The following is a 26709-nucleotide window of genomic DNA, read 5'->3' on the forward strand; positions in this document are numbered from 1 at the left end:
ACTTCAGCTGGTTGTCTACCTTTCCCTTTCTTTGAGGCTAGGCATGGCCGCAGGTGAAGTCAAACCGACTGCCATCCTCAGGCGTTGCCGGGGTGAACCCAGGGCCGCATCTGGCGCAGGTGGTGCTTCATGTGGGCGATGTAGTCCTCGATGAGGAATCCAAGTGTGATCGGAGTTCCAGCGACGATGCCCTGGTTCGGCAGGCTGGCACGATCGATGTGGCGGATGGTCCAGACGAGATGCTCGTTGAGGGCGAACCAGAGAGCGAGGACCTCGGCCCACTCGCGGTCGCGATAGTGCTGGAGTTTGACCCAGGATTCCTGGGCATACCCAGGCATGGCTTCGGGAGCGATCTGCATGCGCACGATCCGTCCAAGATTGTTGACGGCGGAGTCGGTGAGGTGCCCGATCACCTCCTTGGCCGACCACTTGCCTTCGCGCTCGGGATGGCTGGCATCTGCGTTGGACAGGGTGACAAGCCAAGGGACCGCAGAGCGGATGGTTGCAGCGAGCCGTTCGCTGAGCTCAAGGGGGCCGAGGAGGGAGGGGGCGGTTCCTTGCGTGTAACTTATGCCCATTCAAAGGCTCCCTGGTTGAGGACAAATTCAGCTGCACCGGTGTGCCTGATGTCTTCGGGAGAGTAGAGATAGAGGGAGAGCACGTCGAAGCGTGCAGTCGTCGGACGGACGGCCTCTGGGATGCGGTGGATATAAGCTCGGGCAAGGCGACGGAGGACGCGCTGCTTATCGTCGTCGACGGCGAGCTCGGCAGCGAAGGCATCTCTGTGACTGCGGGTTTTGACCTCGATGAAACAGAGGGTGGGACTGTGCCAGGCGATGAGGTCGATATCGCCACGAAATTTCGAGGTCTTCCATCGCCGGGCGACGACGGTATAGCCGCGACGGCGCAGGTAAAAGAGTGCTTCGCGCTCACCAAGGGCGCCGGTCTCAAGATGGGCAGCCGTGCGGGTACGGTGCAGGGAGTGAAGACGTCGAAGAGCCCAGGCCTGCGCGCCGAGCCAGAGGCCGGAAGGCAATCTTCGAAGGCTAGGAGACCGCGCGGGGAGGGCCATGGGATTCAGGATAGATGCTGGCGGGCTGATTCGTGCCAAATATGCGGCAATTCACCACGAAAAGTGATCGAACGGGCCTAAGTGGCCTGTCGTGGATTTTCCTATTCAGCTAAAGCTGGAGAGAGATTCTCTGAAGCTTAAAGTGGCGCCTGGTAGGAGGGAACATTCAGAGCCGTCGACTGTCTAATAATATAGGCGAGTGAAGTGAGGGAGGATCCGATGACTCTGCTGAATGCACCGAAGTACGATGCGAGCCGTGAACGGCGCAATACGGGCCTGGTGATTGGGGCGATTGCGCTGATCCTCGTGGCTGCCGTGATAGGGGTGGGGGGATACCTGACGGGACACGGGTGGTTCTATACGAACCTTCCGGCAGAGCACAAGGTGGATAAGTTCTTCCAGGCTCTGGAGGCGAAGGACTACAACCAGGCGTATGCGCTCTGGATGAGCGACCCGGACTGGCAGAAGCATCCCCAGAAGTACGACTACACGTTGCAGCGGTTTACCGAGGACTGGACGACGCAGAGCCCGGTAGGACCGATCCAGTCGCACAAGGTAGATATCTCGAAGACGGACGGGTCCGGCACATTTGGAACTGGAATTATTGTGGCTGTGCGGGTCAACGGCGACCATAAGCTGTTCATGTGGTACGAAAAGAAGGATGGAACGCTGACTTATCCCGCGCCGCATGAGTTGGGTTACAACTAGAGATCCGTGGTATTGAGTGTCCTCTGACGCTGAATCAGGTCAGAGGACATTTCCATCACTGAATCACAGGCACTACTGTCCAGGATGCCCCAGCCGCAATCGGATCAATGACGGTCGCGCGAATGCAGGATGTGTCTCCCGGTGCAATCTGCAGCGACGGATTCCCGTCGATTCCTTGTCCGTTTACTGGAGATAGAGTCACTGTGCCCGAACCGACATTGTTCACGCATAGCGTTCCCTTTCTGTTGAAGTTAGCCGTGTTGGCATCTATCAGGGTAATGGAATACGGAAGCGATCCACTAGCGACGAGATTCGTGTCAGAAGGAATCTGCGTATAAGCTCCGGATACGGATGTCGACGACGTTTGATAAATTCCTTCGAAACCGGCACGCATGGCGGCAACATAATAAGCTTGCCCGGCATCATTCGGATGGATTCCAGTTGTAGCTGCATCCCAAAAGTAAGTCGTGTTTGTACATGCTCCGTCCGCTCCGATCTCTGGAGCTGCCGCCTGATTCGCAACCCAATCGAACAGGTCTGCGTTTGCCAGAATCAAGGCATTGAAGGTCTGTTTTAATGCATCCGCCGGCAATCCTTGATATCCAGTTGTTCCACATCGGCTGATCATAGTGGAGACGATCGTCTTGTATCCCAATGCGTGAGCCTTTGTATTCCAGTCAACAATATCCTGGTAGGCATTTTGTGGCTTCTCTCTATAGTTTGTGACACTATTCGTCGGCCCGCCGTTATAAGCGATGTTTCGTGCGGCCTTCGGATGGTAGACCATTTCTTCACGATCCTGAAAGGCACCAGCCATATCCTTTGAAGGTTGTCCCGAAACCGCGAAGTTATGAATTGTGCACGGAAAGCTCAAGGCCAAAAGTGTGGTTGGATCGTGAGAGGCTCCGTAACCTACGTCGATCGAAGATCCGGTGATCGAGCAAGTGGAGTCAGTTGCCGTACTGACTGGAACGGTCACGGGCACACCAAGAGAGGTCAGTCTGCTTATCTCAGCCTTGGTGCGTGTTTGAGCCTGGAGCACCGTGTCCGCGGTCGATGATCCCCATATGCTGTAAATGACCGGATGATTGGCCATCGTGCCATTGATATTGGACTGAACTGTCATTGGCATGGGAAGCTGCACTGCCGTCAGTTGATCCTCGGAATGCGATTGGGCCAAGTACGTTACTTCTTTTCCATCCACAATGATGTGGTCTGGATTGCTAGTACTTGTTCCGACGATATCCTCAATGCAGTGAATCCCCGCAAAGCCATCGAGAGAGGCAGTATGCCAGCTATAGCTTGAATATCCGATCGCAGGAAAGTTGGCGAGGGCTCCATGGCCTTGATCCGAGGAAACATATGAAGACACAAATGCCTGTCCCGAATTCGATCCGACCGGAGGAGAAAATAGATATGGGTAAAGGGAGAAGCCCGTATTTGTTCCAGCCGGAAAATAGGCACAGACTCCGTGTACGGGGCGTCCGGAGATCTGGGGAATTGTGACGATCTGATCGTTTAGCTGCAAGCCAACAGAGCCTATCCACTGTGCTGCGGCTCCACTGCCGGAGATCACTCCAGTGTGGCCGTTGCCGGTAACATCCGCAACAGTGATCCCATTATTGTCAGTAAAAGGAAGATAGAATTCCATCCCAGCCATTGGGTCTGGTTTATTAAAACCAGCACCTGTCAATGCAGTCGTGGATGTTAACCCAGACATCATATCCGTAACCACCAAGGAGCCTGCAATCGTTCCCGGATTGGAAGGGCTGAAGGTTATAACCATCTGGCAAGACTGTGACCCCTGGGCGCATGATGCGCCTTGTGTCAGGTTGTAACTATCGGATGGCTGTACTTGAGCAGTCAGAGCATCCTGGTTCTGAGCGATCGCTGTCACATTCTGAGCAGTCGTAGTCAGTCCGATTTGTTCAGTACCGAAGTCCAGGCTTGTTGGTGACAGCAATGGAGCTGTTGCAGGAGGAGGCACTGAATATCCGACGCCAGTGAGAGCAACAGTCACAGACAGATTCGTGACAGTGTCTCTTACGATCAAGGAGCCGGTTACTGTTCCCACTTTTGCAGGATTGAACGTTACAGCGATCTGGCATGATTGTGATCCCTGTTCGCATGTTGAACCGTGCGTCATTCTAAAGCTGTCAGAGGGTTGAGTCTGAGCAACGATAGGGTCGCCATTCTGGGAAACGATGCTCACTGTCTGAGCGCTGCTGGCAAGACCAATACCCGTATTACTGAAGCTCAGGCTGCCGGGTGTGGCAACAGGTGCTGTTGCCTTCGGCAGAGTCGGAGCGAGTCCAACTCCTGTGAGTTGGACAGTGCTGGTAAGTCCCGTTATCGTATCGCCGATAACGAGAGATCCTGTCAGGACCCCGTCCTTAGAAGGTCGGAAGGCAACCGAAACCAGACAGGCAGAAGCGCCCTTGACACAAGTCGATCCCAAAGCAGCGACAAAGCTATCTGCCGGCTCTACAGAAATCGTAAGAGATGGGATTTCCTGTGAGCTGACTGTTACCGTCTTAGCCGTTCCCACTGTCCCAACTACAACGCTCCCTAAATCCAGACTACAAACGCTGACAACTGGAGGAGTGCTGGTTTGCTGACCGGTAGGAGGCTGAACAGGCGGAGGAACCGTTACTCCAGTCCCAGAAGGCCCTGAAGTTCCCGCACCACATCCGGCTAACGCAATAAGACTTACCCACAACCCGAGGCTGTGAGTAACCAAAGAACGAGATGTCGCAACCAAGTAAATTCACCTAGGACAGATATGTGCTACAAGCGCAAGCGCGCAATTAAGAAGTGCCAATAGAAATGCAAAATAGTTTGGAACTGATCCCTATCCTACCGAAACTCGAATGGTGGACCCAAAGAAATTTGAGCCCCAACGATGTTGAGTATCGACTTGGGCAAATGGATACCCCAGAGTCTCCGGTGAAGGTATTCAGTTTTCAGATCTCGTGTGCCTCACTTATGAGGTAAGCCCCTTGGAGCTGTTCATTGTTGAGATTCAGGTAAACTACTGACCTCGCTAAGTTTACCTGCCGCGACTTCATTTGCGACAGTCAAAATTTGAGCGGCTTTTGCATCATCCGGATCTAAAGCAAGAATTTCTTTTGAGCGTTCAACAGCTTCTTGAGTTCGTCCCATTTTGCATAAAAGCAAAGCTGCGTTTCGTGCAAAAACCAGATTCGTGACGTCTGTTTTTGCAGCCTGATTGTAGTGATCGAGCGCTTCCTGCCGATTTCCATTCTTTTCCAGTTCAATCCCTGTGTTATTGAGCTCCGCAGCTTTTAGTTCATTGATTGATTGAACGCTGCTCTCTGCGAATGAGCTTTTTAGTTTCATCTGAAGATTAGAAGCGGCAGCTGGATCTCCTGTTTTGTTGTAGAGCTTCGACAGACGAAATATGACCTCACGATCATCAGGAACCAATTTCATTGCGATTTCGAATTCTGCGATCGCTTCCTTATCGCGTCCTTGGATTTGGTAAATCTTACCGAGGAAAACATGTGCGGTTTCGTTCGTTGGCTCCAAAACGAGGGACTGCTGTAAGGCCGCCACGCTCTTTTCTGGCTGGTTCAGGAAATACAAACTTTCCCCGATGGCAGAGTATGCTTCAGCAGAATCGGGTTCGAGCTCGCGAACCTTGTTGTAGGAATCGAGAGTGTCCTGCCACTTCTTCTGAAAGTAGGCGTCCCGAGCCTTAAGACGCCAAAAGTCTAATGAAACCGGCCCCTTTCGCGTTTTACTTCTCAGTTCAAGCTCTAACTGCTTCTCTGACTCCACATAATTGCCGGCACGAGCGAGCACGAGCGCGTAGTTGAACCGCAAATTAGGTAGATTGGGATCAAGTCGTACCGCGGTCGATAGGCGATCCAGCGCCATCTCCAGGTTATTAAGACTTGCGAATGATAACCCCGCAGACATGTATGCCGGGGCATAGTTCGGTCGTAGTGCGGTAGCCTCATTCAACTCTGTCCCTGCTTCGATTGGCTGTGCCATCATGGCCAAACAGATTCCTCTAAGCAAATGAACCTCACTGTCAGACGATGTTCCTAATTTAATTTCTCGCAAACCTACCAATGCTTCTTGCGGATTGCCCGCTTGAATAAGTTCTCTCGCTTTTGCAAGTGACAGGGTCGTGGCATTGACTTTCTGCGGATGCGAATTTTGTTGCGCGTAGCTCCGTGGTGGCCTGAAGAGGTGCCCTCCGAAGAGCAGCAAAAATAGCAACGTAGCCGGTGTGAGCATCTTCGATTGAACCGGAATTGGACTGTATGAATGTTTGAGATCCATATTCGATCCGAGAATTGAATTTGGAATAAATCGCACGCGTTGAATGGCAAAGCCTATACATCGTCTCCCAATTGCAAAATCCATGTCCAGGGTTCTTCGCGTTAGTACCAATACAAACACTTACTTCCTATTGAATTAATTCGGCAATCCATCAACCTATTTGTATCAAATGCTGACATCCATCTCATATTTAGATAATTTTTCTTGACAAGCGAATTCCGGGCTGGCTATATCTTTGGTCGCTATCTTGATCGCTTCGTAAAGGTTTTCTTTCCTTATCAGGCGATATGACGGTCAGGAATTCTTTGGAGAGCGAGTATGTCAGATATCAGTTGCTATAGGAATGCGAAGTCAGGAAGTTTACGTCGCCGATTGGGCAATGCGATTCGAATACTTCTCTCGAGTGGTTTCCTTTTCACGGTTTGTGCCGCAGCACACGCGCAGACTGCTACAGGTCAATTCAACGGTCACGTTTTAGACAATACTGACGCTGCGGTTGTGGGGGCTACGGTAACTCTCACCAATCCGCAAAGCGGATTGAATAGGGTTGCAACCACAAACGGCGAAGGGCTCTATCAGTTCCCACTTCTCCCTCCAGGCAGATACAAGCTGACCGCGTCGCAAAATGGATTTCAGACGGCTGCGAGTCCGGAGCTTGATCTTGACGTCAATCAAAACGCCACGCAAGATTTTCACCTGCAAGTGGGATCGCAGATGGAGACGGTCGACGTCTCCGCATCAGCTGAATTACTCCAATCATCATCTACGGAGTTAGGAACTGCGGTAGAGCAGCGGACGGTTAACGAATTACCCCTCAATGGAAGAAACTTTACCGCGCTGCTTACTCTTGCGCCCGGTGTTAACGCGGTGAACTACTCTCAAAATAAGACGGTGGGCTACAGTACGGGATTCGGCGCACCTGGCCTGCCAACGGCCACCTTTGTGTACCCATCTGTGCAGGGACAATGGAACCGAGAGAACCTCTACTTCATGGATGGGATCATCAACACGGCGGCCTTTGGAGGCTCTTATGACATTCCGCCGATCGTAGATGCGATTCAGGAGTTCAAGATTCAATCGCACAACGACGTTGCGGAGTTCGGTGGTGTTTTGGGTGGAGTCGTAAACCTCGTCACCAAATCTGGTACGAACGCATATCATGGCGCGATATGGGAGTATCTCCGCAACAATGCCTTTGATGCTCGCAATCCATTTACCGATTTCAAGGGAAATATACCTGCTGCTCCGGCCTCCTTTCGTCAGAACGAGTATGGAGGGGATATCGGTGGCCCTGTACGAATCCCCAAGATTTATAACGGTCAGGATAAGACGTTCTTCTTTTTTGCCTATGAAGGATGGAGATACTCAAAGGCGGCGGGACTCACCTATATATCGCCTACTCCCGCCGAACTGAATGGTGATTTTACGAATCCGTCGGTGCTCACTACGAGTCCAACGACGGGCCAAAAAGTCCCGGCACTTTTATACAATCCCTTTTCAACAACCGGCACTCCGGGAAATTACACCCGACAGCTCCTCGGAGATGGCAGACACATTCCTGCGAGCATGATCGATCCGGTCAACCAAGCTTATCTAAAGAATTATGGCGATACTCCCAACTTTACCCCCACCACGCCCGGAGGACCTAACACGATCCTGAACGCGGTCGGTACAGATAACGCCAATCAATATAACGGACGTATTGACCAAAATTTTGGGGCCAACAATGTCTTATGGTTTCGATACAGTGTTCTCGCCGGCGGCAATCAAAATCCTCTGGCTGCGCATGTGGCCACTGTCAGCAGCGCAACCAACCGAAACTTCGGCGGTGGATATACCCACGTGTTTACTCCAAGCCTGATCTTGGATGCGAGGGTTGGGTATTCAGGAAGATTCGATACTGTGACCGAAACCAGGCCAATAAATGTCACCGCCGATTCGGGGTTTCCTGGTGTTGAGTCAACCTATGGGCATGTCAGCTTTACTTATCCAAGCGCTTCCTACAACACGATCGGCGGTAGCGGTCCTAGCGGCTCGACCACTCATGAGCTCAGTTACGCTGGAAACATTACGTGGCTGCACGGCAACCATCAGATACGCTTTGGATTTCAGCAAATTATTCCCCAGAGAACTACCGGCCTGTCCGGTGGACATTTCGGGGGAGCCAGTTTTACTCATGATCCAAGTGAGACGTCTGATCCCCGTAACGCTTCAAGCACTGGGAATCCACTCGCCTCGGCGCTCATAGGAACTCCACACAACGGTCGATTTCAGTCCCAACAGAATGGCTTGCGCTTCTATGCAAGTGCCGTCTACATCCAAGACTCATGGAAGGTTACTCCAAAGCTAACTATTAGCGCCGGCCTTCGTTGGGATTCTCAATCATCCCCGCGCATATTGGTAGGAAGTGCGGCGATGCTTGATCCCAACACGGGTAACTGGATTGTCTCAGGAGGGAAATTACCTCCTCCCTGCGATCCGGGCGCCGGTATTTATGCTCCGTGTATTCCCTCGTCGACCCCGGCAAACAATGCTTCGCTGGCAGAGCACCTGAAGGTTGCAGACAATCCAAATCTTGGTCCCGATGGAGTTTACACAGACTTTGGTCCTCGATTTGGAATGGCGTACAAACTAGACTCCACTACGGTCCTGCGAGGCGGATATGGATTGGTCTACGACAACCTGCAAGGTGCCATTCAAACGCTCAACGATCGCATGCAGGCGTGGCCGTCGAACGCTTCTCTTCCACTCGTATTCAACAACACGGGTTCTCCGGTACAAACAATGACGCAAATTGTGCCGACACTTTCTGCTGCAAACGCCCTCCCCGCTGTTCCTACACCGTGGCAGCAGTCGGGTTGGTATTATGATCCCCATTTGAAGAATCACTATTCCCATCAGTTCAACTTAGAAATTCAAAAACAAATCAATTCGAGCTTGATGATGTCTATTTCATACGCCGGAAGTGTCAATAGACGACTCCCCTTAACCGGCTTGATGAATAACTCACCTGTTCCCGGTCAAGCTGGAGCAAATCGTCCATTCCCGTGGGCAGGTACGCAGATAATGGCCACCTCTCGAGGGGAATCAAACTATAACTCCCTGCAGCTGCGAGCTGAGAAACGGATGGCTAAGGGCGTTGCTTTTGGGGCCGGGTATACCTGGTCGAAGTCACTCGACAATGGCGCAAGCGGATTCTTCAATACTGAAAATGGGCCCGGTGGCGCATCGCAAGTGCAGAATTACAACGATCTAAGTAAGAACTATGGGCTATCTGGTTACAGTATTGCTCATATTGTTTACGGGTGGACTTTATATGAGTTGCCCTTCGGCAAAGATAAACCGTATCTCAATCACGGGTTTGCGTCTTATGTGGCGGGAGGATGGCAAGCGAATCTAAGTCTGTCGGCACATTCAGGACCACCTCTTAGTTTTGCTGACTCGGGCATCGACCCTGCCAATATCGGCAACAGCGGTACGCAGATCTACGCGAGGGCAAGCATTACCAAGAGCCCGAAGATCGACCATCCAACCAAAACCAGGGCGTTCGATACATCAGTCTTTTTCCATCCTCGTAACGAATATGGAAACACAGGCCGGGGAATCATCCTCGGGATGCCATTCGATAATCTCGATTTTTCCTTGAACAAAGGCATCTCTATTGCAGACAAAGCCAAACTGCAGTTCAGAGCTGAGTTTTTCAATGTTTTCAACATTCAAAATTACGGGTTACCAGGTACTACTTTCGGGGGAAGTAATTTCGGCATTATCACTGGCTTGGCGGCAGGATCTACTCCAAGGCAAATGCAATTCAGTTTGAGAGCTAGCTTCTAAAACTTCGATGGCCTATTTCTAAAAAATTCGAAGCAGCTCGTCTCTGCTGCTTCGAGCATAGTTGTGGTGATCCCTCAAAAAGGTCCCGATAAGGATGATCAATGATTGTGCCCCCTGATGTTTATCCAACTATCGAAGATAGCGATAAATCTGCCCATATCACTCTTTTGAGACAGATGATACTTATAAGAGAACTGGAGCAAAGGGCGCTTGACCTTAGCACTGCTTCACCTCCAAGCGTTGTAGGCTCCGTACATCTGTGCGCCGGCCAGGAAGCTGTTCCGGTCGGAACGCTGGCCGGGCTCGGGCCTGCTGATCAAATCGTCGCGACATATCGCGGCCACGGGTGGGCGCTATCTTCTGGTTTGTCTCCTATAGAACTTATGGGTGAGATCTGCCACCGAAGCATAGGTATCAACCAAGGCCGCGGTGGATCAGCGTACATGATGGCCCCGGAAAGACGCTTCATCGGGGAGAATTCCATTGTGGGCGCAGGTCTTCCCATTGCTTGCGGCGTCGCCATGTCAAATCTGGCGTCTGGGAATGGGAGGGTGGTTGCAGTTTCCCTTGGCGATGGGGCCTTCAATCAAGGAGCAACTCATGAGGGGCTTGCATTTGCAGCGGCGAGGAATCTCCCAGTCCTTATTATCTGTGAAAATAATCGTTGGTCGGAGCTGACCCCGTCCTCTTTGACGTTCAAGGTAGATCGCATAGCCCAGAGAGCGAATGGCTATGGCATTAAGGGGATAACTATAGATGGGACCGATCCGGTAATTGTGCGAGACACGGTGTTACAGGCTGCACGGTGGGCTCGAGAAAATCGCGGCCCTGTGCTGATAGAGTGTCGAGTGCCGCGTTTATGGGGCCATTACAACCGCGATATCGAACACTACCGACCAAAGGAAGATCGTGAAGAGGCGAAGGGGCGAGATCCAATTGTTCAATTCTCGAATAAGTTGATTAGCGCAGGCTTGATTAACCAGAGCACTTTAGCTGAATTATTCATCGGTGCTAAGAACGAGATAGACGAAGCTGAAGCAATAGTCCTCAATTCATCCATTCCCGATCCTGCAAGTGCAGTGAGGCATGTCTGGGCAATGCCAAATTCAGTTGGTGTCGCGGATGAGACTGCTGAGCCCAAACAAAACTACGAGTCGAAAACGATTAGCTATATTCAAGCGGTAAATGAAGCGCTCTCTAGGGAATTGGAGACTCGCCCTGAAGTCGTCGTCTTCGGTGAAGATGTTGGATTCGCTGGTGGTATCTTTGGAGCTTCAAGAGGGCTTCAGAAACGCTATGGCGTTGAACGGGTTTTTGATACGCCTATCTCCGAGAGTGCAATCCTTGGCTCCGCGGTAGGCGCCGCGATGATGGGAATGAAGCCGATTGTAGAGATTATGTGGGCTGACTTCCTGCTCGTTGCGTTAGATCAAATCATCAATCAGGCAGCAAATGTTCGTTATATTACAGGCGGTCGGTCCGGTGCTCCCATTGTTGTCCGTACACAACAAGGCGCGACACCTGGATCTTGCGCTCAGCATTCGCAATGTTTGGAAGCACTTCTGGCGCATATTCCGGGATTGAGGATTGCTATACCCTCAACGCCGCAGGACGCATACGACCTTCTACGCTCAGCAGTCGCATCCCCAGACCCTTGCGTCATATTCGAGTCGAGAGCACTTTATCAAACAACAAGCGTGGTTTCGCTTTCAGACAATATAGAACCTGTTGGTATGTCTCGTCTGCACAAAGCCGGTCGAGACGTAATGATTATTACCTGGGGAACAATGCTTTCGGCGGCACTGGGAGCGGCAGAAAGACTTACAGAAGAGGGTGTTGACGCTGGAGTTCTTGACCTACGTTGGTTATGCCCTTTAGACATTAAAGCGCTGCACGCGGCTGTTGCAGAGGCCAAAGGAAAAGCGATCGTTGTACATGAAGCAAATCGCACGGGTGGTTTCGGAGCTGAGATCGTCGCGACACTTCATGAGTTATTCGAGGATGACATTTTAATCGATGTCGTTCGAGTTGCTACTCCCAATGTGAGAATCCCTGCGGCACCTAATCTACAACGAACACTTATCCCAACCGTCGATGACATTTTGAAGGCGGCCCGCCAACTTCTTGTCTCAACACAGAGCCGTGCCTGATTCTACTAGGTGATCGTATGGAATTCTTGGTGTCCATGGAACTTACAACAGTTATCGACGATAAAAAGGAAGCTGACTTGCGAGAGCAAGAAAGGCTGAGGAGTCGCGAGCTTTCTGAAGAGGGTATTTTGCTTCGGCTTTGGCGAGTTCCGGGTCGCAGAGCAAACTGGGGAATTTGGAGTGCCAGAAATTGCGATGAACTGCACGAGGCAATCGCGTCCTTACCGCTGTTCAACTACATGACAATTACGGTACACCCTTTGGCATCCCATCCCAACGATCCTATGACCCCATCTTCAGAGGCATAAAAATGAGTTCAATTGATAAGTTGTTCCGACTTGAAGATAAGGTTGCTCTCGTAACAGGTGGGTATGGCGGTATTGGAGAGGCCGTGTGTGAGGGGATGGCGATGGCTGGAGCAAAGATCGCTATAGCTGGACACAACGGCCAGCGCGCAGCTGACTGCGCGAAGTCATTATCAGATCGTGGCTACGATGCCTGGTCTACCAGCTTTGAAGCAACCTCCGTTTCCGAGACTCAAAGAATGGTAGATGAAGCGATCTCCCGATTTGGCCGTCTAGATATTCTCGTGAATTGTGTCGGCTTGAATCGCGAAGAGTTGGCAGGGCAAGTTACAGAAGAGATGTTCGACTATGTCTACAGTGTCAATCTGAAAAGTGCGATGTTTCAAGCGCAGGCGGCGGCTAAGTACATGATCAGGCAGGGAGGTGGACGACAGATTCATCTTGGTTCTGTTCGTTCGACTCTCGCTTTGCGGGGTCGTGGCTATGCTGCGTACTGCGCCGCCAAAGGAGGCCTGATTACCTTGTGCCGACAGTTATCGGCCGAATGGGCTCCCGACAACGTCACCGTAAATGTCGTTGCTCCGACATTCATCCGTACGGAACAAGTAGGTAAGATGCTTGCCGATCCGCTATTTTCCTCTAAGTTAGTTGAGCGAATTCCACTCGGGCGGATTGGTGAACCGGCGGACGTTATGGGCGCGGTTCTTTTTTTTGCTTCACCGGCTGCAAGTTTCATTACTGGCCAAACCCTCTATCTGGATGGGGGACTCACAGTAACGCAGTAAATCACATTTGATGGGAAAGGTTTTGATGCCTACAACGTTTATAGATCTGAGCATGGCAGTACATAACGAAATGATTACTTTTCCACGCGTTGTCCGGCCTGCTCTCGTCATGTATGAGACTTGGAAAGGGTTCGCTGAACGTATCGGGGCTGCCGAGCACGGTATTGATTCACTAACCGCACATTGCATGGTGGTAATCGGAGACCATATTGGCACTCATATGGACGCACTCCGACATATGCGGGAGGATGCTCCAGGTCCTGAGGCGATCCCCCTTGAATACTGTTACGGAAATGGGGTTTGTCTCGATTTTCGGCACCTTCCCAAAGGCGCCGGCATTACCGTGGAGGATGTTCGCGAAGCGTTAGCCAAGATTGATTACGAGCTAAAACCTCTTGATATTGTCTTGATTCACACTGGCGCCGGAAAAATACAAGATAGCGATAAGTATCTCACTGACCATGTAGGGATGACTGGAGAGGCGACAAACTGGTTGCTTGATCAAGGTATCAAGATGACCGGTATCGATGCTGTTACTTTTGACCCTCCTATTTGGGCTATGTTCGAACGTAAAAAGTTCTGGGAAGCCCATCGAGTGATGAATACGCGTGAGTACTATCATCTCGAAAATCTCACTAACCTGGACCAGCTTCCAAGTCACGGATTCACTCTCAGTTTGTTCCCTGTCAAATGGGTTAACACCACGGGGGCGCCAGTAAGAGCCGTTGCCATTCTTAATAAGTAGTGCTGCGAAGGTATATCTGCCGGATTAGAGATCCGGCGATATAGGAAGATCGAATGCAATTCATTTCTATTTCTCGCCCCCGCGAAACATTCACTGAAAGCGCGTACCTATCGTTAGTAGATGAAGAAGTCAGGCAAGCGAGAACGCTATACGCAGATGGAACGCTTAGACAGCTATGGCATCGTATGGACGCCCCGGGTGTTTGCATTCTATGGGAAGCGAATGATGTTGAAGACGTGAAGTTCATGCTGGATGCTCTTCCCTTTGCCAAGGCAGGAATCGTTGAATTCACCGTAATTCCTCTCAGGCCGTACAAAGGTTTCGGTTCGTGAGAGTTAGTGAGAATGTCTACGCCGAAGTTCGTTGACTTCGTGCCGAAGGTAGAAATTAGGAGCCAAGTATGAGCGAAACGATCAATCGCCGGAAATTCGCAAAGAATTTAGCCATGGGAGCAATCGCCGGATTAGTCGAACATCCAAAACTCGCATTCGCACGGAAGATGGCGAGTTCACCTAAGAAGCTGAAGATCGGTCATACCTGCATAACGTGGGGTACCTTTCCTCGTGCAGGTGGCGACGCGACACTAGAAGCTGCATTGAAAGACATTTCTGCTGAGGGCTTTTGGTCTTTTGAAACATTTCCAGAAGTTCTGGACAGCTGGGATCAGAGAGGTGCGCTGACGCCGCTCATGGAAAAATATCGGGTGCCGTTGCGATCCGGTTATATAACACCCAACCTGATTGATCCATCACTCAGGAAAGACGAGATCGCACGTGTAGTCAGGTTATCAAAAATCATTCAAAAACGTGGTGGAACTTTCATTGTTCTGGCGCCCAACAGCGTAAAGCGTGATTCTTACTCCTTTAAAGAAAACCAATCGAATATTGTGGCGGCATTAAATGATTATGCCAGCGCTGTTACGGATCTTGGCCTGGGGACGGGTCTTCATCAGCACACCGGAACCTGTATCGAAAGCCGCGACGAGGTATACGCAGTGATGGGCGCGGTTAATACCAAGAAACTGAAATTCGCGCCGGACGTCGGGCAACTACAGAAGGGCGGTGCTGATGCTGCGCAAGTGGTGAAAGACTTCCTACCTCTCGTCAAGCACATGCATTTGAAAGATTACAAGGGTTGGGATGCATATGCCGGGTACTGTCCGTTAGGTATGGGAACTGTAGATATTGAAGCAATTCTTAACATGGTCGAAAGTGGCGGTCAACAACCAGACATCCTGGTCGAGCTGGATCCTTCTAAAGATGCACCTATGACCCCGTTGCAGACAGTACAAGAAACCAAAAAATATTTGACAAAACTTGGTTATGCATTTCGCTCGTAATTATTTTCCGGAATAGGAAAGATATCTATGCACAAGATAGCCGTACGACCTCTTAGCGTGCTGTGTTCTATAGCCGTCGTTATTTCATCAGCAAGCATTTACACGATGAAGACTTTATCTGCCAAGACACACAAAGAAGCCTACTCAACCTGGAGTGACTACGGTGGCTCATCAGATTCAATGCAGTATTCAGCTATTAAGCAAATCAATAAGAGCAATGTAGGCCAACTTAAGCTGGCATGGTTCGTACCCGCTCCAGGCCCCGTCGGCAGATTTTCATTTAATCCACTTATCGTGGATGGGGTGATGTACGTCGTCGGCAAAGATATGGGAATTTATGCACTGGATGGTAAAACCGGTAAGCAAATCTGGGTGCATGAGATAAAAGGAGGTCAGCCGACGAATCGAGGATTTAATTTGTGGTCGTCAAAAGATGGAAAGGATCGTCGGTTGATCTTTGCTGTCGATGGATACATGCAAGAACTGGATTTGAAGACGGGTTTGCTAATCTCATCATTTGGCGATCATGGCAAAGTAAACCTGCGCGAAGGACTGGGACGAGATCCTGCCGAGATAGGGGAGATTCAAAACGGGACTCCAGGACGGGTTTTCGAGAACCTAATCATTCTCGGTTCAGCTCCAGGTGAGATGTATGGATCTCCTCCAGGTGACCTACGAGCTTACGATGCGTTAACTGGAAAAATTGTATGGACTTTTCACACCGTTCCGCACCCCGGTGAATACGGGTACGAGACGATGCCCCCAGACGCTTGGAAATACGTTGGTGGCAACAATACGTGGGGCGAAATTTCTATCGACGAGGAACGCGGGATTGCCTATTTCCCACTCGGCTCGCCTACCTATGATCTTTATGGAGCCGATCGCAAGGGAGCCGACCTCTTTGGTGATTGTTTGTTAGCCCTCGATGCCCGCACGGGGAAACGACTATGGCATTTCCAACTTGTACATCACGACCTGTGGGATTACGACCCAACTGCGGCTCCGAAACTTCTGACCGTACGTCATGACGGCAAGATGGTCGATGTCGTGGCACTTGCTGGCAAAACAGGATTTCTCTACGTATTCGACCGTGTAACTGGGAAGCCACTTTGGCCAATCGAGGAGAGGGCAGTCCCGAAATCCGATATGCCTGATGAAGAATCGTGGCCGACGCAACCGTTTCCAACTGCACCTCAGCCTTTTTCTCGACAGCTGTTCACTCTGAAAGATATCAATCCTTATCTTGATCCGGTTGAAAAAGAGCGTATCCACGATCTAGTCGCTAATGCTCGTAACGAGGGAATTTTTACTCCTGTTACTGATAAGGGCAACCAAATTTCAGTCCCTGGTGAATTCGGAGGAGTGAACCAGGGGAGCACAGCTGCAGATCCGTATACAGGAATGCTGTATGTCAAAGCCTATGATCTACCCACGATCCACGCTATGACAAAGACGCCGCCGATCAAAAATAAAAGCGTGATCGCAGGCACTCCAGAGCAGAGGGGCTATGGTCTGTATACGAAAAATTGCATAGGTTGTCATGGACCGAACCGCGAACGAATTACATTCCCAAAGCAAATTGACGCGAACCGCTTCACGACTGTTCTCCGGAGTGGAAATGGGGAAATGCCAGCATTTTCTGAAACTACTCTGAAGCCAGAAGATGTAACTTCTCTCGAAGCGTATTTAGCGGATCCTGTTGCTGGAGAAGCGGCCGCAGTTGCATCCGTGCGGAAGGCCTCGGCACCTGCAGGCCCAGCACCTGAGGGGCAAACACGATACTACGGTCCGTTTGGCAATATTTTTCGCACCAATAACGGACTTCCCGCGTTCAGCCCTCCATGGTCCTCCATCATGGCTTACGACCTAAACGACGGGACTATTAAGTGGAGGAGGCCAATTGGGACGACCCCAGGGCTAGCCGATAAAGGTATTACCGACACCGGGAGCTCTTTGGCAATTCGAAATGGACCAGTAGTAACTGCTGGTGGCTTAATCATTATTGCGACTGGGCCAGATCGCATGGTGCACGCTCTCGATAAAGATACCGGTCGCACTCTATGGGAGACGGAGTTGGATGCAAATCCCGATGGGATTCCGGCGATCTATGAAGCGGGTGGAAACGAATACATTGCCTTCTATGCGGCTGTAGATGGAAAGCCTCAATCGGTGTCCTATAGACCAGGCAAAGTGGGCACGCAGGGATACTACGTGTTTGCTTTACCGGGACCGACATCTCCCGCGCACTAATTGATCTCCTCTCGATCAATTACGTCTACGTGGATTCGGAATTTGTACCGATGTAACCCGCGTCACGGAGTTCATTCTATGAAGCTTGCAGGAAAAGTTGCCCTTATTACCGGGGGCGGCCAAGGAATAGGGAGAGGAATTGCTGAGGTATTCGCGGATGAAGGTGCTGATATCGCTCTAAACGATATCGATTTCAAAACAACAGCTGTGAACGATACTGTGGAGTGGATTCGTTCGAGAGGGAGAAAAGCCAAGGCGTTTCAGGCGGACGTTGCAAGTCGCACCGAGATTGAAGCAATGTTTGAGCTGGCGTGGAACGAGTTCGGACACATCGACATATTAGTTAACAATGCGGGTATAGAGACCATTGTTCCCTTTCTCGATCTCACGGATGAGCAATGGACTCGCGTCACCGACGTTGACTTGCGTGGCCCCTGGCTTTGTTCCCAGGTATTTTGTAAGCGCGTTGTTGCTGAAAACCGCAAAGGTAACATCGTGAACATCGGCTCGATTCAAGCAGCGAAGGTTCTTCCCGGAAGGACACACTACGCTCCCGCGAAACTTGGCATTGAGGCTATGACACGCAATATTTCAGCCGAGATGACGCCGCTCGGGATACGCGTGAATTGTATCCATCCTGGGTTTATCGCAACGAACATGACTGCATGGATTCTCGACAGTCCACAGATACTCCCGGAAGTTTTGAAACAAATTTCCACCGCCAGACCAGGCCAACCTCGGGAAATTGGCACGGCAGCAGCGTTCTTTGCTTCTGACGAGTCCAGTTACATCACTGGACAGTCGATTCATGTAGATGGTGGATGGGCTTTCAAATAGGCAGTTATCCGTGTTTGATCGCCGGAAGAAGATCATTTTTTTGAAATTTGGAAAAGGGGTAAATCATGGTAAAGATCGCTCGCATCATGCTCGCCGTAACCGTGACGTTCGCCACCACATCAGTGGGTCTGGTTAGTGCAGCGCAGACTCCGTTAGGTGCAAAATCCGTACGCCAGGGACAAATTCGTTCGTCCATCAATCATTTGCTGGGATGGCGTGTTGGAATACCGTCGAATGCATTCCACTCTCTTAGCTTCTTTGAAGCGGCAGCTTTGGCTGACGCGCTAGGACTCTCAAATATTGAGGGAGTCAGTAGCCAGAACGTAAGTTCGCAGATCAACAAGAAACTTAATTTTGAACTTACACCTGAAGATATATCTGCAGTCAAAGAGAGACTCGCCGAATTGAATCTTAAGATGCCGGCTTATCGGGTTGAAGCTATACCTGCCGACGAAAAGGTGGCCCGTAAACTCTTCGCATTTGCTAAAGAGATTGGTGTCGAAACGATTATCACAAGCACACCGCCGTCGGAATTAAGCTCAATCGACAAGCTCGCGACAGAAAGTGGCATCAATGTTGCGATCGATAGCTCGAATGATCCGCAAGGTCTAATGAAGACAATAGGCAATGCAACCCCTCGCATAGGTGTAAATGCCAATTTAGCCCAATGGATGGAAAATGGAATACGCCCGATAGAGGGACTAAGCGCGGTCAAAGACCGGCTAATGGCCGTTCAGTTGCGGGATCGTAATGCGCTCGGGCCCAATAGCCGAGATGTTCCGTTAGGCAAGGGGGTCGCAGGTCTGGAGCAATTTTTCCTGCAGATCGCAAAGCAAGAACCTTCCCCTCAAGAGGAGCCGGGGAAATGTGTCAACTGCAGCCGGCCCTACGGTGGCACTAAGCCATTGTTTATTTCGCTTGAAGTGGATCCGTGGCAAATTGTGACCGCGAAGGAACCACAAACCGGAACTTCTGGAAATGTCTTTTCAGATTTGTGGTACTCAGCTGAAAACTTCGAAAAAGTTGTTCGTCCAGCTATGGGATACCGCGTCGAGCAAGATGCCCTATTAATTCCCATTACGCCGACAGATCGGATCCCAAACGATGTGAAAGCGAAGATTGAAGCTGCGCTTCCAAAGCATCCTCTCGTCACACCAAAGAAACCGAGGAAACTTCTCGTTATCGATGTGGCTCCAACTGGCGCTTACTATCATGACACTGCAGCTCACGCGAACTTCGCAATCCGTAAACTGGCGTCGACCGGGGCGTTTGAGGCAATATTCGACAATGATCTAAATAACCTAAAGTATCCAAAGATACTTCAATATGATGCCGTTTTCCTTAATAGTGGTGACGGTCCAGTATTTTCCGATCCAGATGTGATGAACGGTTTGATTCGTTTCGTGCGTGAAGGCGGCGGCGTTGCAGGTCTCCACGGAGCAAGCTACGCATCACCAGATGTACCTGAATTTGGGGCACTCATAGGAGCTCAAACGGGACCGCACCACGTTGAGCAGGCGACCTTGAAGATTGATGATCCCAATAGCCCTTTGACGAAACAGTTTGCCTCAAGTCCGTTGACAGCTGACCTGGGCGGAAAAGGCTTTGTGTATACGGATGAGTTCTATCATTTCCTACCATCCGGACCTTATTCCCGAGAGAAGTTGCACGTTCTGATTAGTATTGACGCCGACAAGACCGATTTGAGCCCATGGCACGTCCGACCAGATAAAGATTACGGGCTTGTATGGATTAAAAGTTATGGTCGTGGGCGTGTGTTTAACTGTGCAATAGGGCATACTCCCACTCTTTTCGAAACGCAAGCGCTCGCACAGATGATGTTTGCAGCAATTCAATTTGTACTGGGCGATCTTCCCGCAGACACGACTCCCAGTGCAATGCTGGCTTCTAAATAGGACTCAAAAATCGACACTCCTTTAATTAAGGAGAATAGAAAAGCCTCGGCATTGGCCGAGGCTTTTCTATGGTTTTTAATGAGCGATGATGTTCGTTCGATTTCTGGAGTATTTGAAATCCTTCACATCAGCCCGGAATTGTTATTTCAGAGCACAATTCATCAATAAAAATCATCATTATCAGATAATGATAAAATGATGTCGCGTCGACCTTTTTCAATGTGGGGTGTTGAGCTTGCGCGTAGATTCACTTGTCGAAAATTCCCAAAAGGAACCGAAGGCCAGGATTCAGTCAGCTGAGCGAACTGTATCGGTTCTCCTTGCTGTGGCCGAGAGTTCGAACGGCCTTAAAACCAAAGAGATCATGAATCAGGTCGGGCTCTCCCGTCAGGTAACGTACCACCTTATACACACGATGCTGGCGACCGGGATCATACGCAAGAACGACAACAGTCGTTACGTTCTTGGTCTCGCCGCACTTTCAATTGCAGAAGGTTTCCGTCGTCAGTTGGATCCTCCAGCACATCTAGCGCCTAGAGTCCGTTCCATAGTTGCGGCCACCGGGGAAACTGCGTACGCCGGTGGTTGGGTTCATGACGAGATTGTGGCCCTCGCAACAGCTCGGGGAGAATCTCCAGTGGGAGCAGCTGAAATTCCCCAAGGATTTAGCGGACACGCGCACGCACGCGCATCTGGCAAGCTCCTTCTCGCACTGGCAGATCCTCAGGTATGCGAAGCCTATCTCGCTAGTCATCCTCTCGAAGCGAGAACTAAGAAGACCATTACGAACTATGACAAGCTCATGGAAGAGTTTGCGAAGATTCGAAAGCAAGGCTATGCCGTGGATGACGAGGAATTCAATGAAGGTTTACGTTGTTTGTCGGTACCGGTTGAAGGTCTTGGCGGCCGGTTTGCATTAGGGATTTCTGTACCGAGTGGCCGTTTTGACTCAAATTTCAAGCGTTACTTAGAAGTCCTGTTCAGCGCCGCAAAAATAAAGGGTTAATGAAGAGTCGTTCGCGTAAGAAAACGATTCATCTCTGGAAGAGGTTACGACGACCCGAGATCGATCTTGATTGAGCTATGCAGATGGGTCTGCCGGGTGCCATAGGCGGATGGTGGTGTTAGCTTCGTATCCTTTTCCATTGGGAAAACTGACCAACTCGAATTGCATCCCCCAGGGAGACAAAAAATAGATCCATGTCTGACCGGCATTCGGACCAGAGGTTCTGACTGTAGGCTTTCCCAAAAGACGAATGTTTTTGGATGAGAGATACGCAACAGCCTCATCGAAGTCGTCAACGTAGAAAGCCAAATGATGACCTCCCACATCGCTGTTTTTCGGTTGGATCAGATCCTGATCCGGTGACTCGTACTGAAATACTTCAAAATTTGGTCCATGTTTGCACCGAAAGAAACGCAACCTCTGCATGACCGTTCCGGGAGGCACATTGAGGTGAGTATTCATCCACATGTCGTCAGCAACAAAGGGGCCAAGTTCGAACACGTATTCGCAGCCAATAACATCTGTGAAAAAAGACGTCGCTTGCTCTAGATCAGGGACCGTGAAACCAATGTGCTCAGTACCCCGGAGACCTGGCAAACCTGATCCTGATGGAGATGAAGGAATCAATGGTTTTCCCCTTTGAATAGCTCCTGAGATTCATGAGGATCTCAGGCAACTTCAAAAAATATTCTTGTTCAAAGACGCAGAAAATGTAACACAATATGATTGCGTTATCAAATATTGAGATATTAATCCTAATCGGTGATCCTTTTGAACATTTCCAAAATCCTGATTGCAGAATGTTCTATCCCCCTTCCACGTGTCCTTCGACTCGGTTCTGTCGAGATCCGTACGAGAGATTATGTCGTCATTCGCATTGAAACCGAGGGCGGACCAGCGGGAGAGGCGATTGGCTACCCACGCGGAACGCCTCTTTTTGACACCCTAAATGCTATGGGTCGTCGCATCCTCGGTAAGGATGCGCAAATGAGACGGCGCGTGATGTTTGATCTTGAACAGTCAAACATTCCTGCAAGGGCTGCTCTAACTCGCGGACTAAGCTTGATTGACATTGCTCTCTGGGATATTGCATGCAAAAGCGCGGCACAGCCGCTCTTCCAATACCTGGGCGGCTTTCGAACGTCGGTTGAGACAACACAGGTCGCTGGTTACTATATCGATCAGCGCTCAATCGCCGAAGTCGTTGATGAGATCAGCCATTTACGAGACGAAGGTTGTCACAGAGTAAAGATCATGCTCAACGGAAATGACTCGGATTTCGATGCTAAATACGTGACGGAAACAGTCCAGACAATGCCAGGTCGTGTGGCTGCTGACGCGCATTGGAGTTGGACTACTTTGACGGAGGCTCGAAGAACCTGTCGTCATCTCGACTCCCTTGGCTTAGATTTCCTTGAAGATCCTTTTGCAGCATCCGACTGGCGGCTGACTCACGAATTGCGCCGGCAGATGGTGACGCCAATTGCTGCCGGCGAGGACGTCTATGGAGCCCAAACGGTTTCTGACTTGGTAACCGGAATAGATATTTTGCGCGTCGATGCCACGACGGTGGGAGGAATCACCGGCGCGATCGAAGCGATTGCTCTTGCGACCGGCAGAGGAAGAACGGTTCTGCCACACGTTTTCTGGCCGCTTCATGTTCATTTGGCAAGCGCTTTTCCTACTGTAGAGGGAGTAGAGGTAATTCCTGCAACCTTTGGCGCAGATCCGTTGGATCGTCTACTTGCTCATATGCCTGTGACTAAGGACGGCAAAATGATTCCAGATGGGCAGCCAGGAGTGGGGATCCACCTCAGATGGGATGCGGTGGAGCAGCTTGCCAGTCGCCACGCCGTCCTATCCTAAATTTTGCAGTTGGTGACGGTACGACTGATCGGTCGGAATCTTTGAAAGAGAAGTTCGGCGGAGTAATATGGGCTGGCTATTTTCGAAGGATTCGAATCGAACGTCTAATGTCGTCCATTTCATAACGCAATGACGAACCAACGAACATCACGCGGTCTCCGTGAGATAGGCCAACCAATTCAACACGATATCCAGCACCATGGATCCGTTACCAGCGTCCAGCGGTTGTTGGCGCGTGTCGTCTTGATGGTAATCGTCTGCGCCATCATCGCTAACTTAACTGGTTGTCGTGCAAAATGGTCTGCGGATTCAAGCACGCTCAAATCCGAGTCTCGTCTGGACTTCAATCAGGATGTCCAGCCCATCCTCGCCAGCAATTGTTTCAGTTGTCATGGACCCGACCCAGCGGCACGTAAGGCTTCGTTGCGGCTCGACCTGGAAGAATCGGCGTTTCGGAAGCGGCCGGGTAAGCCCGACGCAATCGTTCCCGGTCATCCAGAACAGAGCGAGCTCATTAGGAGAATTGAGTCGACCGATCCTCATCAATTGATGCCTCAATCCACTGAAGGCGAAGCGAAACCGATGAAGCCGCGTGAGATTGCGATTCTGAAGGAATGGGTTGCAGAAGGGGCCCACTACAAGCCTCATTGGGCCTTTGACAAACCGGTGGTTACGGTCCCGACCAGGCATGATGCATCCTGGCCAAAGACTCCCATCGATGACTACATTCTGGCGCGGCTTGAAAGAGAAGACCTGGTCCCATCACCCGAGGCCGACAAGGCAGCGCTGATCCGCCGCGTAACCCTTGACCTCACAGGTCTTCTTCCGACGACGCAGCAGGTAAGCGAATATGTGCAGAATCCATCTCCCGCCGCCTATGAACAGCTTGTAGATCGGCTACTAGCCAGTCCTTCGTTTGGGGAACAGCGAGCACGTTACTGGATGGACTATGCTCGCTATGCGGATACGTATGGCCTGCACTTTGACAATAGCCGTTATCTTTGGCCGTACCGTGACTATGTCATCAAGGCGTTCAACACAAACATGCCGTTCGATCGGTTTGTGAAGGAGCAGATCGCCGGCGACCTTATGCCTGCCAAGGATATTAGTACGTTGATCGCGAGTGGGTATGTCCGCGCGGGTGTCAGCTCGAATGAGGGAGGAACGATCCCAGAGGAATTGCGGGTCAACCTTTCACGCGAACGTGCCGAAGCTTATGGTGGAGCTTTTCTGGGGCTGACTGTCGGATGTGCTGTCTGCCACGACCATAAGTATGACCCGACCACGCAGAAGGATTTCTATCAGCTGAGCGCTTTTTTCAACAACATTAACGAGCTGCCTTTCAACGGAGACCGTCCGGATTGGGCTCCCATAGTCCATATCCCGAAAGCTGGAAATGTCGAAGCCTTCAACCGAGTGTTGTCGAAGAGATCGGAACTCGTAACTGCTTTGCAGCAAGAGCAGATGCAGTCGGCAAATCGAATCAAGCAGTGGTTGGAATCGCATCAACGGCCCCCACAGCCAGTTTCGACGGAGGCTCTGAAGGTACGTCTTCGCCTGGATGAGGGTGGGGGTGACATGTTGAAGAACGTCGCTCCGAACGCCAGCTCAGCTACCTTCTCTTTGGGCAAGTCGAAGCCGCTATGGGGAGAGACAACGTGGTTATGGCCAGACTTTCGGATGGACACCTCGAGCCATGTGAATCTTGGCCAGGCCGGAGACTTTGAATGGAGTCAGGCCTTCTCAAGCGGGGGCTGGTTCATGGTTCGCTCGACTCCCAATTTTCCTGTGGGAAAGATGAACGGGTCTCTTCTTTCGAAGATGGATACGACGCAGATGAATCGAGGCTGGGATCTTGCGACCGATCAAGGAGTCATCAGCGTAGATCTAGTTAGTAGCGCAGAGCACATCGATCCAGTCTTTCCGAAGCCAGCGAAGAAATCCAAGCCGAAGTCCAATAAAAAGCCAGTCGCCAAGCAAGTTTCGGATGTCCCGCCGCCGATACAGTGGCCCGTCATTCACGGCCGTGCGATCAGGGTTTCCACTGCTGAAAGAGTCATTAAGGATGGACAGTGGCAGCATATCTTTTTCACTTACGATGGCTCCGGTAAGGCTTCGGGTATCAAAATTTATGTGAACGGCGAGCCTGTAGCCACTAAGGTCCTTTCCGACACACTGGACCATTCCACTATTCGGACAACCGTTCCGCTCCAGTTTGGATGGAGATACCCCGATGTAAGGCCCGCGAAAGAGACGCGTTATCAGGACTTCCGTTTGTATGCGAGGGACTTGAATCCGCAGGAGGCAAAGCGTCTACCGTATGAAGACGAAGTCGCTGCGATCATCCGCAAGTCGGCCACGGCTTGGAGCCGCGATCAGTGGCACACCGTCACTTCGTTCTATTTCGACGAGATCGACGCGTCGACGAAGACGATGAAGCGTCAGATCGCGGAGATGGATAACGAGCTTGGAAAACTTTCCCAAGGTGGGGACATTTCCATCGTGTCCCAGGAGAAAGAGACCGTAGCGTATGCCGACGTTCTTGATCGCGGAATCTATTCTGCAAGAAAAGAAAGAGTCGAAGCAGATACACCTCACTTCTTACCTCCACTGCCTGCGGGGAAGCCGCATAATCGGCTGGCGCTCGCGGAGTGGACGGTAAGCGAGAATAATCCGCTGACGGCTCGAGTCAGTGTAAATCGCATGTGGAACGAGCTCTTCGGGACCGGTTTGGTCGAAACCACCGAGGACTTCGGAATCATGGGGCAAAGGCCGTCCAACCCTCAGCTGCTCGATTGGCTTGCCGTTGAGTTTCGCCGCAGCGGTTGGAATGTCAAACACATGTACAAGTTGATGGTGATGTCGGCGGCATATCGCCAGAGCGCGAAGTCGACGCCGAAACAGCTTGCCAAGGATCCACGTAATTTGCTCCTGGCTCACGGTCCCCGCTTTCGGATGGACGCGGAGATGCTTCGCGATATTGCTCTTCAATCGAGCGGTCTTCTGGTGGACAAGATAGGTGGCCCGAGTGTCAAGCCATATCAGCCGGCAAACGTATGGGAGTCCGTCGGCTATCCCACCAGCGACACGACCCATTACACACAAGAGCACGGCGATGCCTTGTATCGTCGCAGTTTGTACACCTATTGGAAGCGAATGGCGATGGAGCCGGACATGGACACGTTCGACGCTCCCACCCGAGATACAGTTTGCACTCGACGTCAAAGGACCGATACGCCTCTGCAGGCGCTGGCGACGATGAACGGCGTCCAGTACATTGAGGCCTCGCGAGCCCTGGCACAGCGCGTTTTAGTCGAGGGCGGAAAAAATCCCAAACAGAGGATCGATTATCTCGGCCAGATCTTGCTGGCGCACAAGCCTTCGCCTAAGGTCGAGTTGACGTTGGAGCAGTCGCTAAAACAGATGGAGCATCATTACAGTGCCGATCCAAGCGCAGCTAGAGATCTGGTGTCAGTCGGCGAAAAACCAAGAAATACGGCGGTTCCAGTAGCGGAACTCGCAGCCTGGACGATGGTGGTGAACGAGACGATGAATCTCGATGAGACTTTGAACAAGTAGGCTCAT

General features: G+C 51.0%; 19 protein-coding genes and 2 pseudogenes. 15 read left to right on the forward strand and 6 right to left on the reverse strand.

The features are described from left to right. Positions 1–77: 77 nt before the first annotated feature. Entirely contained in the window at positions 78–578 is a 501-nt protein-coding gene (locus AC5S26_RS04675) for a DinB family protein (protein ID WP_494183687.1), read from the reverse strand. Continuing rightward, positions 569–1111, reverse strand: a complete 543-nt coding sequence (locus AC5S26_RS04680; protein WP_494183688.1) for a YraN family protein — start codon at positions 1109–1111, stop codon at positions 569–571. Before AC5S26_RS04680 ends, AC5S26_RS04675 begins: the two co-directional genes overlap by 10 nt. A 180-nt stretch (positions 1112–1291) precedes the next feature. On the opposite strand from AC5S26_RS04680, the gene AC5S26_RS04685 reads away from it, so the two are divergent. Then, positions 1292–1780, forward strand: a complete 489-nt coding sequence (locus tag AC5S26_RS04685) for a hypothetical protein (RefSeq protein WP_494183689.1) — start codon at positions 1292–1294, stop codon at positions 1778–1780. 55 nt (positions 1781–1835) lie between these two features. Here the strand turns inward: AC5S26_RS04685 and AC5S26_RS04690 are convergent, their stop codons facing one another. From AC5S26_RS04690 to AC5S26_RS04700, 3 genes and pseudogenes are all read right to left on the reverse strand, one after another. Next, positions 1836–3440: an SGNH/GDSL hydrolase family protein gene (locus AC5S26_RS04690; RefSeq protein ID WP_494184634.1), complete on the reverse strand. Its 1605-nt coding sequence runs from the start codon at positions 3438–3440 to the stop codon at positions 1836–1838. 75 nt (positions 3441–3515) lie between these two features. After that, positions 3516–4328 (reverse strand): annotated as a pseudogene (locus tag AC5S26_RS04695) (choice-of-anchor D domain-containing protein); the annotation flags it as partial. Between the two features lie 461 nt (positions 4329–4789). Continuing rightward, positions 4790–6175: a tetratricopeptide repeat protein gene (locus AC5S26_RS04700; RefSeq protein ID WP_494183690.1), complete on the reverse strand. Its 1386-nt coding sequence runs from the start codon at positions 6173–6175 to the stop codon at positions 4790–4792. Between the two features lie 234 nt (positions 6176–6409). On the opposite strand from AC5S26_RS04700, the pseudogene AC5S26_RS04705 reads away from it, so the two are divergent. The 12 genes and pseudogenes from AC5S26_RS04705 to AC5S26_RS04760 all read left to right on the forward strand — a co-directional run. Then, positions 6410–6811, forward strand: a pseudogene (locus AC5S26_RS04705) (carboxypeptidase-like regulatory domain-containing protein); the annotation flags it as partial. Positions 6812–7081: 270 nt separating this feature from the next. Next, positions 7082–9925, forward strand: a complete 2844-nt coding sequence (locus AC5S26_RS04710) for a TonB-dependent receptor domain-containing protein (RefSeq protein WP_494184605.1) — start codon at positions 7082–7084, stop codon at positions 9923–9925. Positions 9926–10026: 101 nt separating this feature from the next. Next, positions 10027–12075, forward strand: coding sequence for an alpha-ketoacid dehydrogenase subunit alpha/beta (locus tag AC5S26_RS04715; protein ID WP_494183691.1), 2049 nt, complete (start codon positions 10027–10029; stop codon positions 12073–12075). 17 nt (positions 12076–12092) lie between these two features. Further along, the gene (locus AC5S26_RS04720; RefSeq protein ID WP_494183692.1) at positions 12093–12383 is read left to right on the forward strand and encodes a muconolactone Delta-isomerase; all 291 of its coding nucleotides are present in this window, start codon (positions 12093–12095) and stop codon (positions 12381–12383) included. Between the two features lie 2 nt (positions 12384–12385). Further along, positions 12386–13165, forward strand: coding sequence for an SDR family NAD(P)-dependent oxidoreductase (locus AC5S26_RS04725; protein ID WP_494183693.1), 780 nt, complete (start codon positions 12386–12388; stop codon positions 13163–13165). 25 nt (positions 13166–13190) lie between these two features. Next, entirely contained in the window at positions 13191–13910 is a 720-nt protein-coding gene (locus tag AC5S26_RS04730) for a cyclase family protein (RefSeq protein WP_494183694.1), read from the forward strand. 53 nt (positions 13911–13963) lie between these two features. Further along, complete coding sequence (locus AC5S26_RS04735; protein ID WP_494183695.1) at positions 13964–14242, forward strand: muconolactone Delta-isomerase family protein; 279 nt, start codon at positions 13964–13966, stop codon at positions 14240–14242. Between the two features lie 68 nt (positions 14243–14310). Beyond that, positions 14311–15249, forward strand: a complete 939-nt coding sequence (locus AC5S26_RS04740) for a sugar phosphate isomerase/epimerase family protein (protein WP_494183696.1) — start codon at positions 14311–14313, stop codon at positions 15247–15249. Between the two features lie 27 nt (positions 15250–15276). Further along, positions 15277–17499, forward strand: a complete 2223-nt coding sequence (locus tag AC5S26_RS04745) for an outer membrane protein assembly factor BamB family protein (protein ID WP_494183697.1) — start codon at positions 15277–15279, stop codon at positions 17497–17499. 78 nt (positions 17500–17577) lie between these two features. Next, complete coding sequence (locus AC5S26_RS04750) at positions 17578–18336, forward strand: SDR family NAD(P)-dependent oxidoreductase (RefSeq protein WP_494183698.1); 759 nt, start codon at positions 17578–17580, stop codon at positions 18334–18336. A 65-nt stretch (positions 18337–18401) separates the two neighbouring features. Continuing rightward, a complete protein-coding gene (locus tag AC5S26_RS04755; protein WP_494183699.1) occupies positions 18402–20252 on the forward strand; it encodes a ThuA domain-containing protein in 1851 nt (616 codons plus the stop codon). 226 nt (positions 20253–20478) lie between these two features. Beyond that, positions 20479–21258, forward strand: a complete 780-nt coding sequence (locus AC5S26_RS04760) for an IclR family transcriptional regulator (RefSeq protein WP_494183700.1) — start codon at positions 20479–20481, stop codon at positions 21256–21258. 75 nt (positions 21259–21333) lie between these two features. Here the strand turns inward: AC5S26_RS04760 and AC5S26_RS04765 are convergent, their stop codons facing one another. Then, the gene (locus AC5S26_RS04765; RefSeq protein ID WP_494183701.1) at positions 21334–21885 is read right to left on the reverse strand and encodes a VOC family protein; all 552 of its coding nucleotides are present in this window, start codon (positions 21883–21885) and stop codon (positions 21334–21336) included. Positions 21886–22029: 144 nt separating this feature from the next. On the opposite strand from AC5S26_RS04765, the gene AC5S26_RS04770 reads away from it, so the two are divergent. Both AC5S26_RS04770 and AC5S26_RS04775 read left to right on the forward strand, forming a co-directional pair. Next, positions 22030–23124, forward strand: a complete 1095-nt coding sequence (locus AC5S26_RS04770) for a mandelate racemase/muconate lactonizing enzyme family protein (RefSeq protein WP_494183702.1) — start codon at positions 22030–22032, stop codon at positions 23122–23124. Positions 23125–23253: 129 nt separating this feature from the next. Further along, a complete protein-coding gene (locus AC5S26_RS04775; RefSeq protein WP_494183703.1) occupies positions 23254–26703 on the forward strand; it encodes a DUF1553 domain-containing protein in 3450 nt (1149 codons plus the stop codon). Positions 26704–26709 lie beyond the last annotated feature (6 nt).

The sequence above is a fragment of the Edaphobacter sp. FHG110511_03 genome, from assembly GCF_059115365.1.

Excerpts from the sequence above, each read along its gene's own strand:
- AC5S26_RS04725 (WP_494183693.1), top strand. The coding sequence starts at position 12,386 with ATGAGTTCAATTGATAAGTTGTTCCGACTTGAAGATAAGGTTGCTCTC.
- AC5S26_RS04675 (WP_494183687.1), bottom strand. The coding sequence starts at position 578 with ATGGGCATAAGTTACACGCAAGGAACCGCCCCCTCCCTCCTCGGCCCC.
- AC5S26_RS04755 (WP_494183699.1), top strand. The coding sequence starts at position 18,402 with ATGGTAAAGATCGCTCGCATCATGCTCGCCGTAACCGTGACGTTCGCC.
- AC5S26_RS04750 (WP_494183698.1), top strand. The coding sequence starts at position 17,578 with ATGAAGCTTGCAGGAAAAGTTGCCCTTATTACCGGGGGCGGCCAAGGA.
- AC5S26_RS04685 (WP_494183689.1), top strand. The coding sequence starts at position 1,292 with ATGACTCTGCTGAATGCACCGAAGTACGATGCGAGCCGTGAACGGCGC.
- AC5S26_RS04715 (WP_494183691.1), top strand. The coding sequence starts at position 10,027 with ATGATTGTGCCCCCTGATGTTTATCCAACTATCGAAGATAGCGATAAA.
- AC5S26_RS04735 (WP_494183695.1), top strand. The coding sequence starts at position 13,964 with ATGCAATTCATTTCTATTTCTCGCCCCCGCGAAACATTCACTGAAAGC.
- AC5S26_RS04690 (WP_494184634.1), bottom strand. The coding sequence starts at position 3,440 with ATGGCTGGGATGGAATTCTATCTTCCTTTTACTGACAATAATGGGATC.
- AC5S26_RS04710 (WP_494184605.1), top strand. The coding sequence starts at position 7,082 with ATGGATGGGATCATCAACACGGCGGCCTTTGGAGGCTCTTATGACATT.
- AC5S26_RS04730 (WP_494183694.1), top strand. The coding sequence starts at position 13,191 with ATGCCTACAACGTTTATAGATCTGAGCATGGCAGTACATAACGAAATG.
- AC5S26_RS04740 (WP_494183696.1), top strand. The coding sequence starts at position 14,311 with ATGAGCGAAACGATCAATCGCCGGAAATTCGCAAAGAATTTAGCCATG.
- AC5S26_RS04700 (WP_494183690.1), bottom strand. The coding sequence starts at position 6,175 with ATGGATTTTGCAATTGGGAGACGATGTATAGGCTTTGCCATTCAACGC.
- AC5S26_RS04720 (WP_494183692.1), top strand. The coding sequence starts at position 12,093 with ATGGAATTCTTGGTGTCCATGGAACTTACAACAGTTATCGACGATAAA.
- AC5S26_RS04745 (WP_494183697.1), top strand. The coding sequence starts at position 15,277 with ATGCACAAGATAGCCGTACGACCTCTTAGCGTGCTGTGTTCTATAGCC.
- AC5S26_RS04775 (WP_494183703.1), top strand. The coding sequence starts at position 23,254 with ATGACGAACCAACGAACATCACGCGGTCTCCGTGAGATAGGCCAACCA.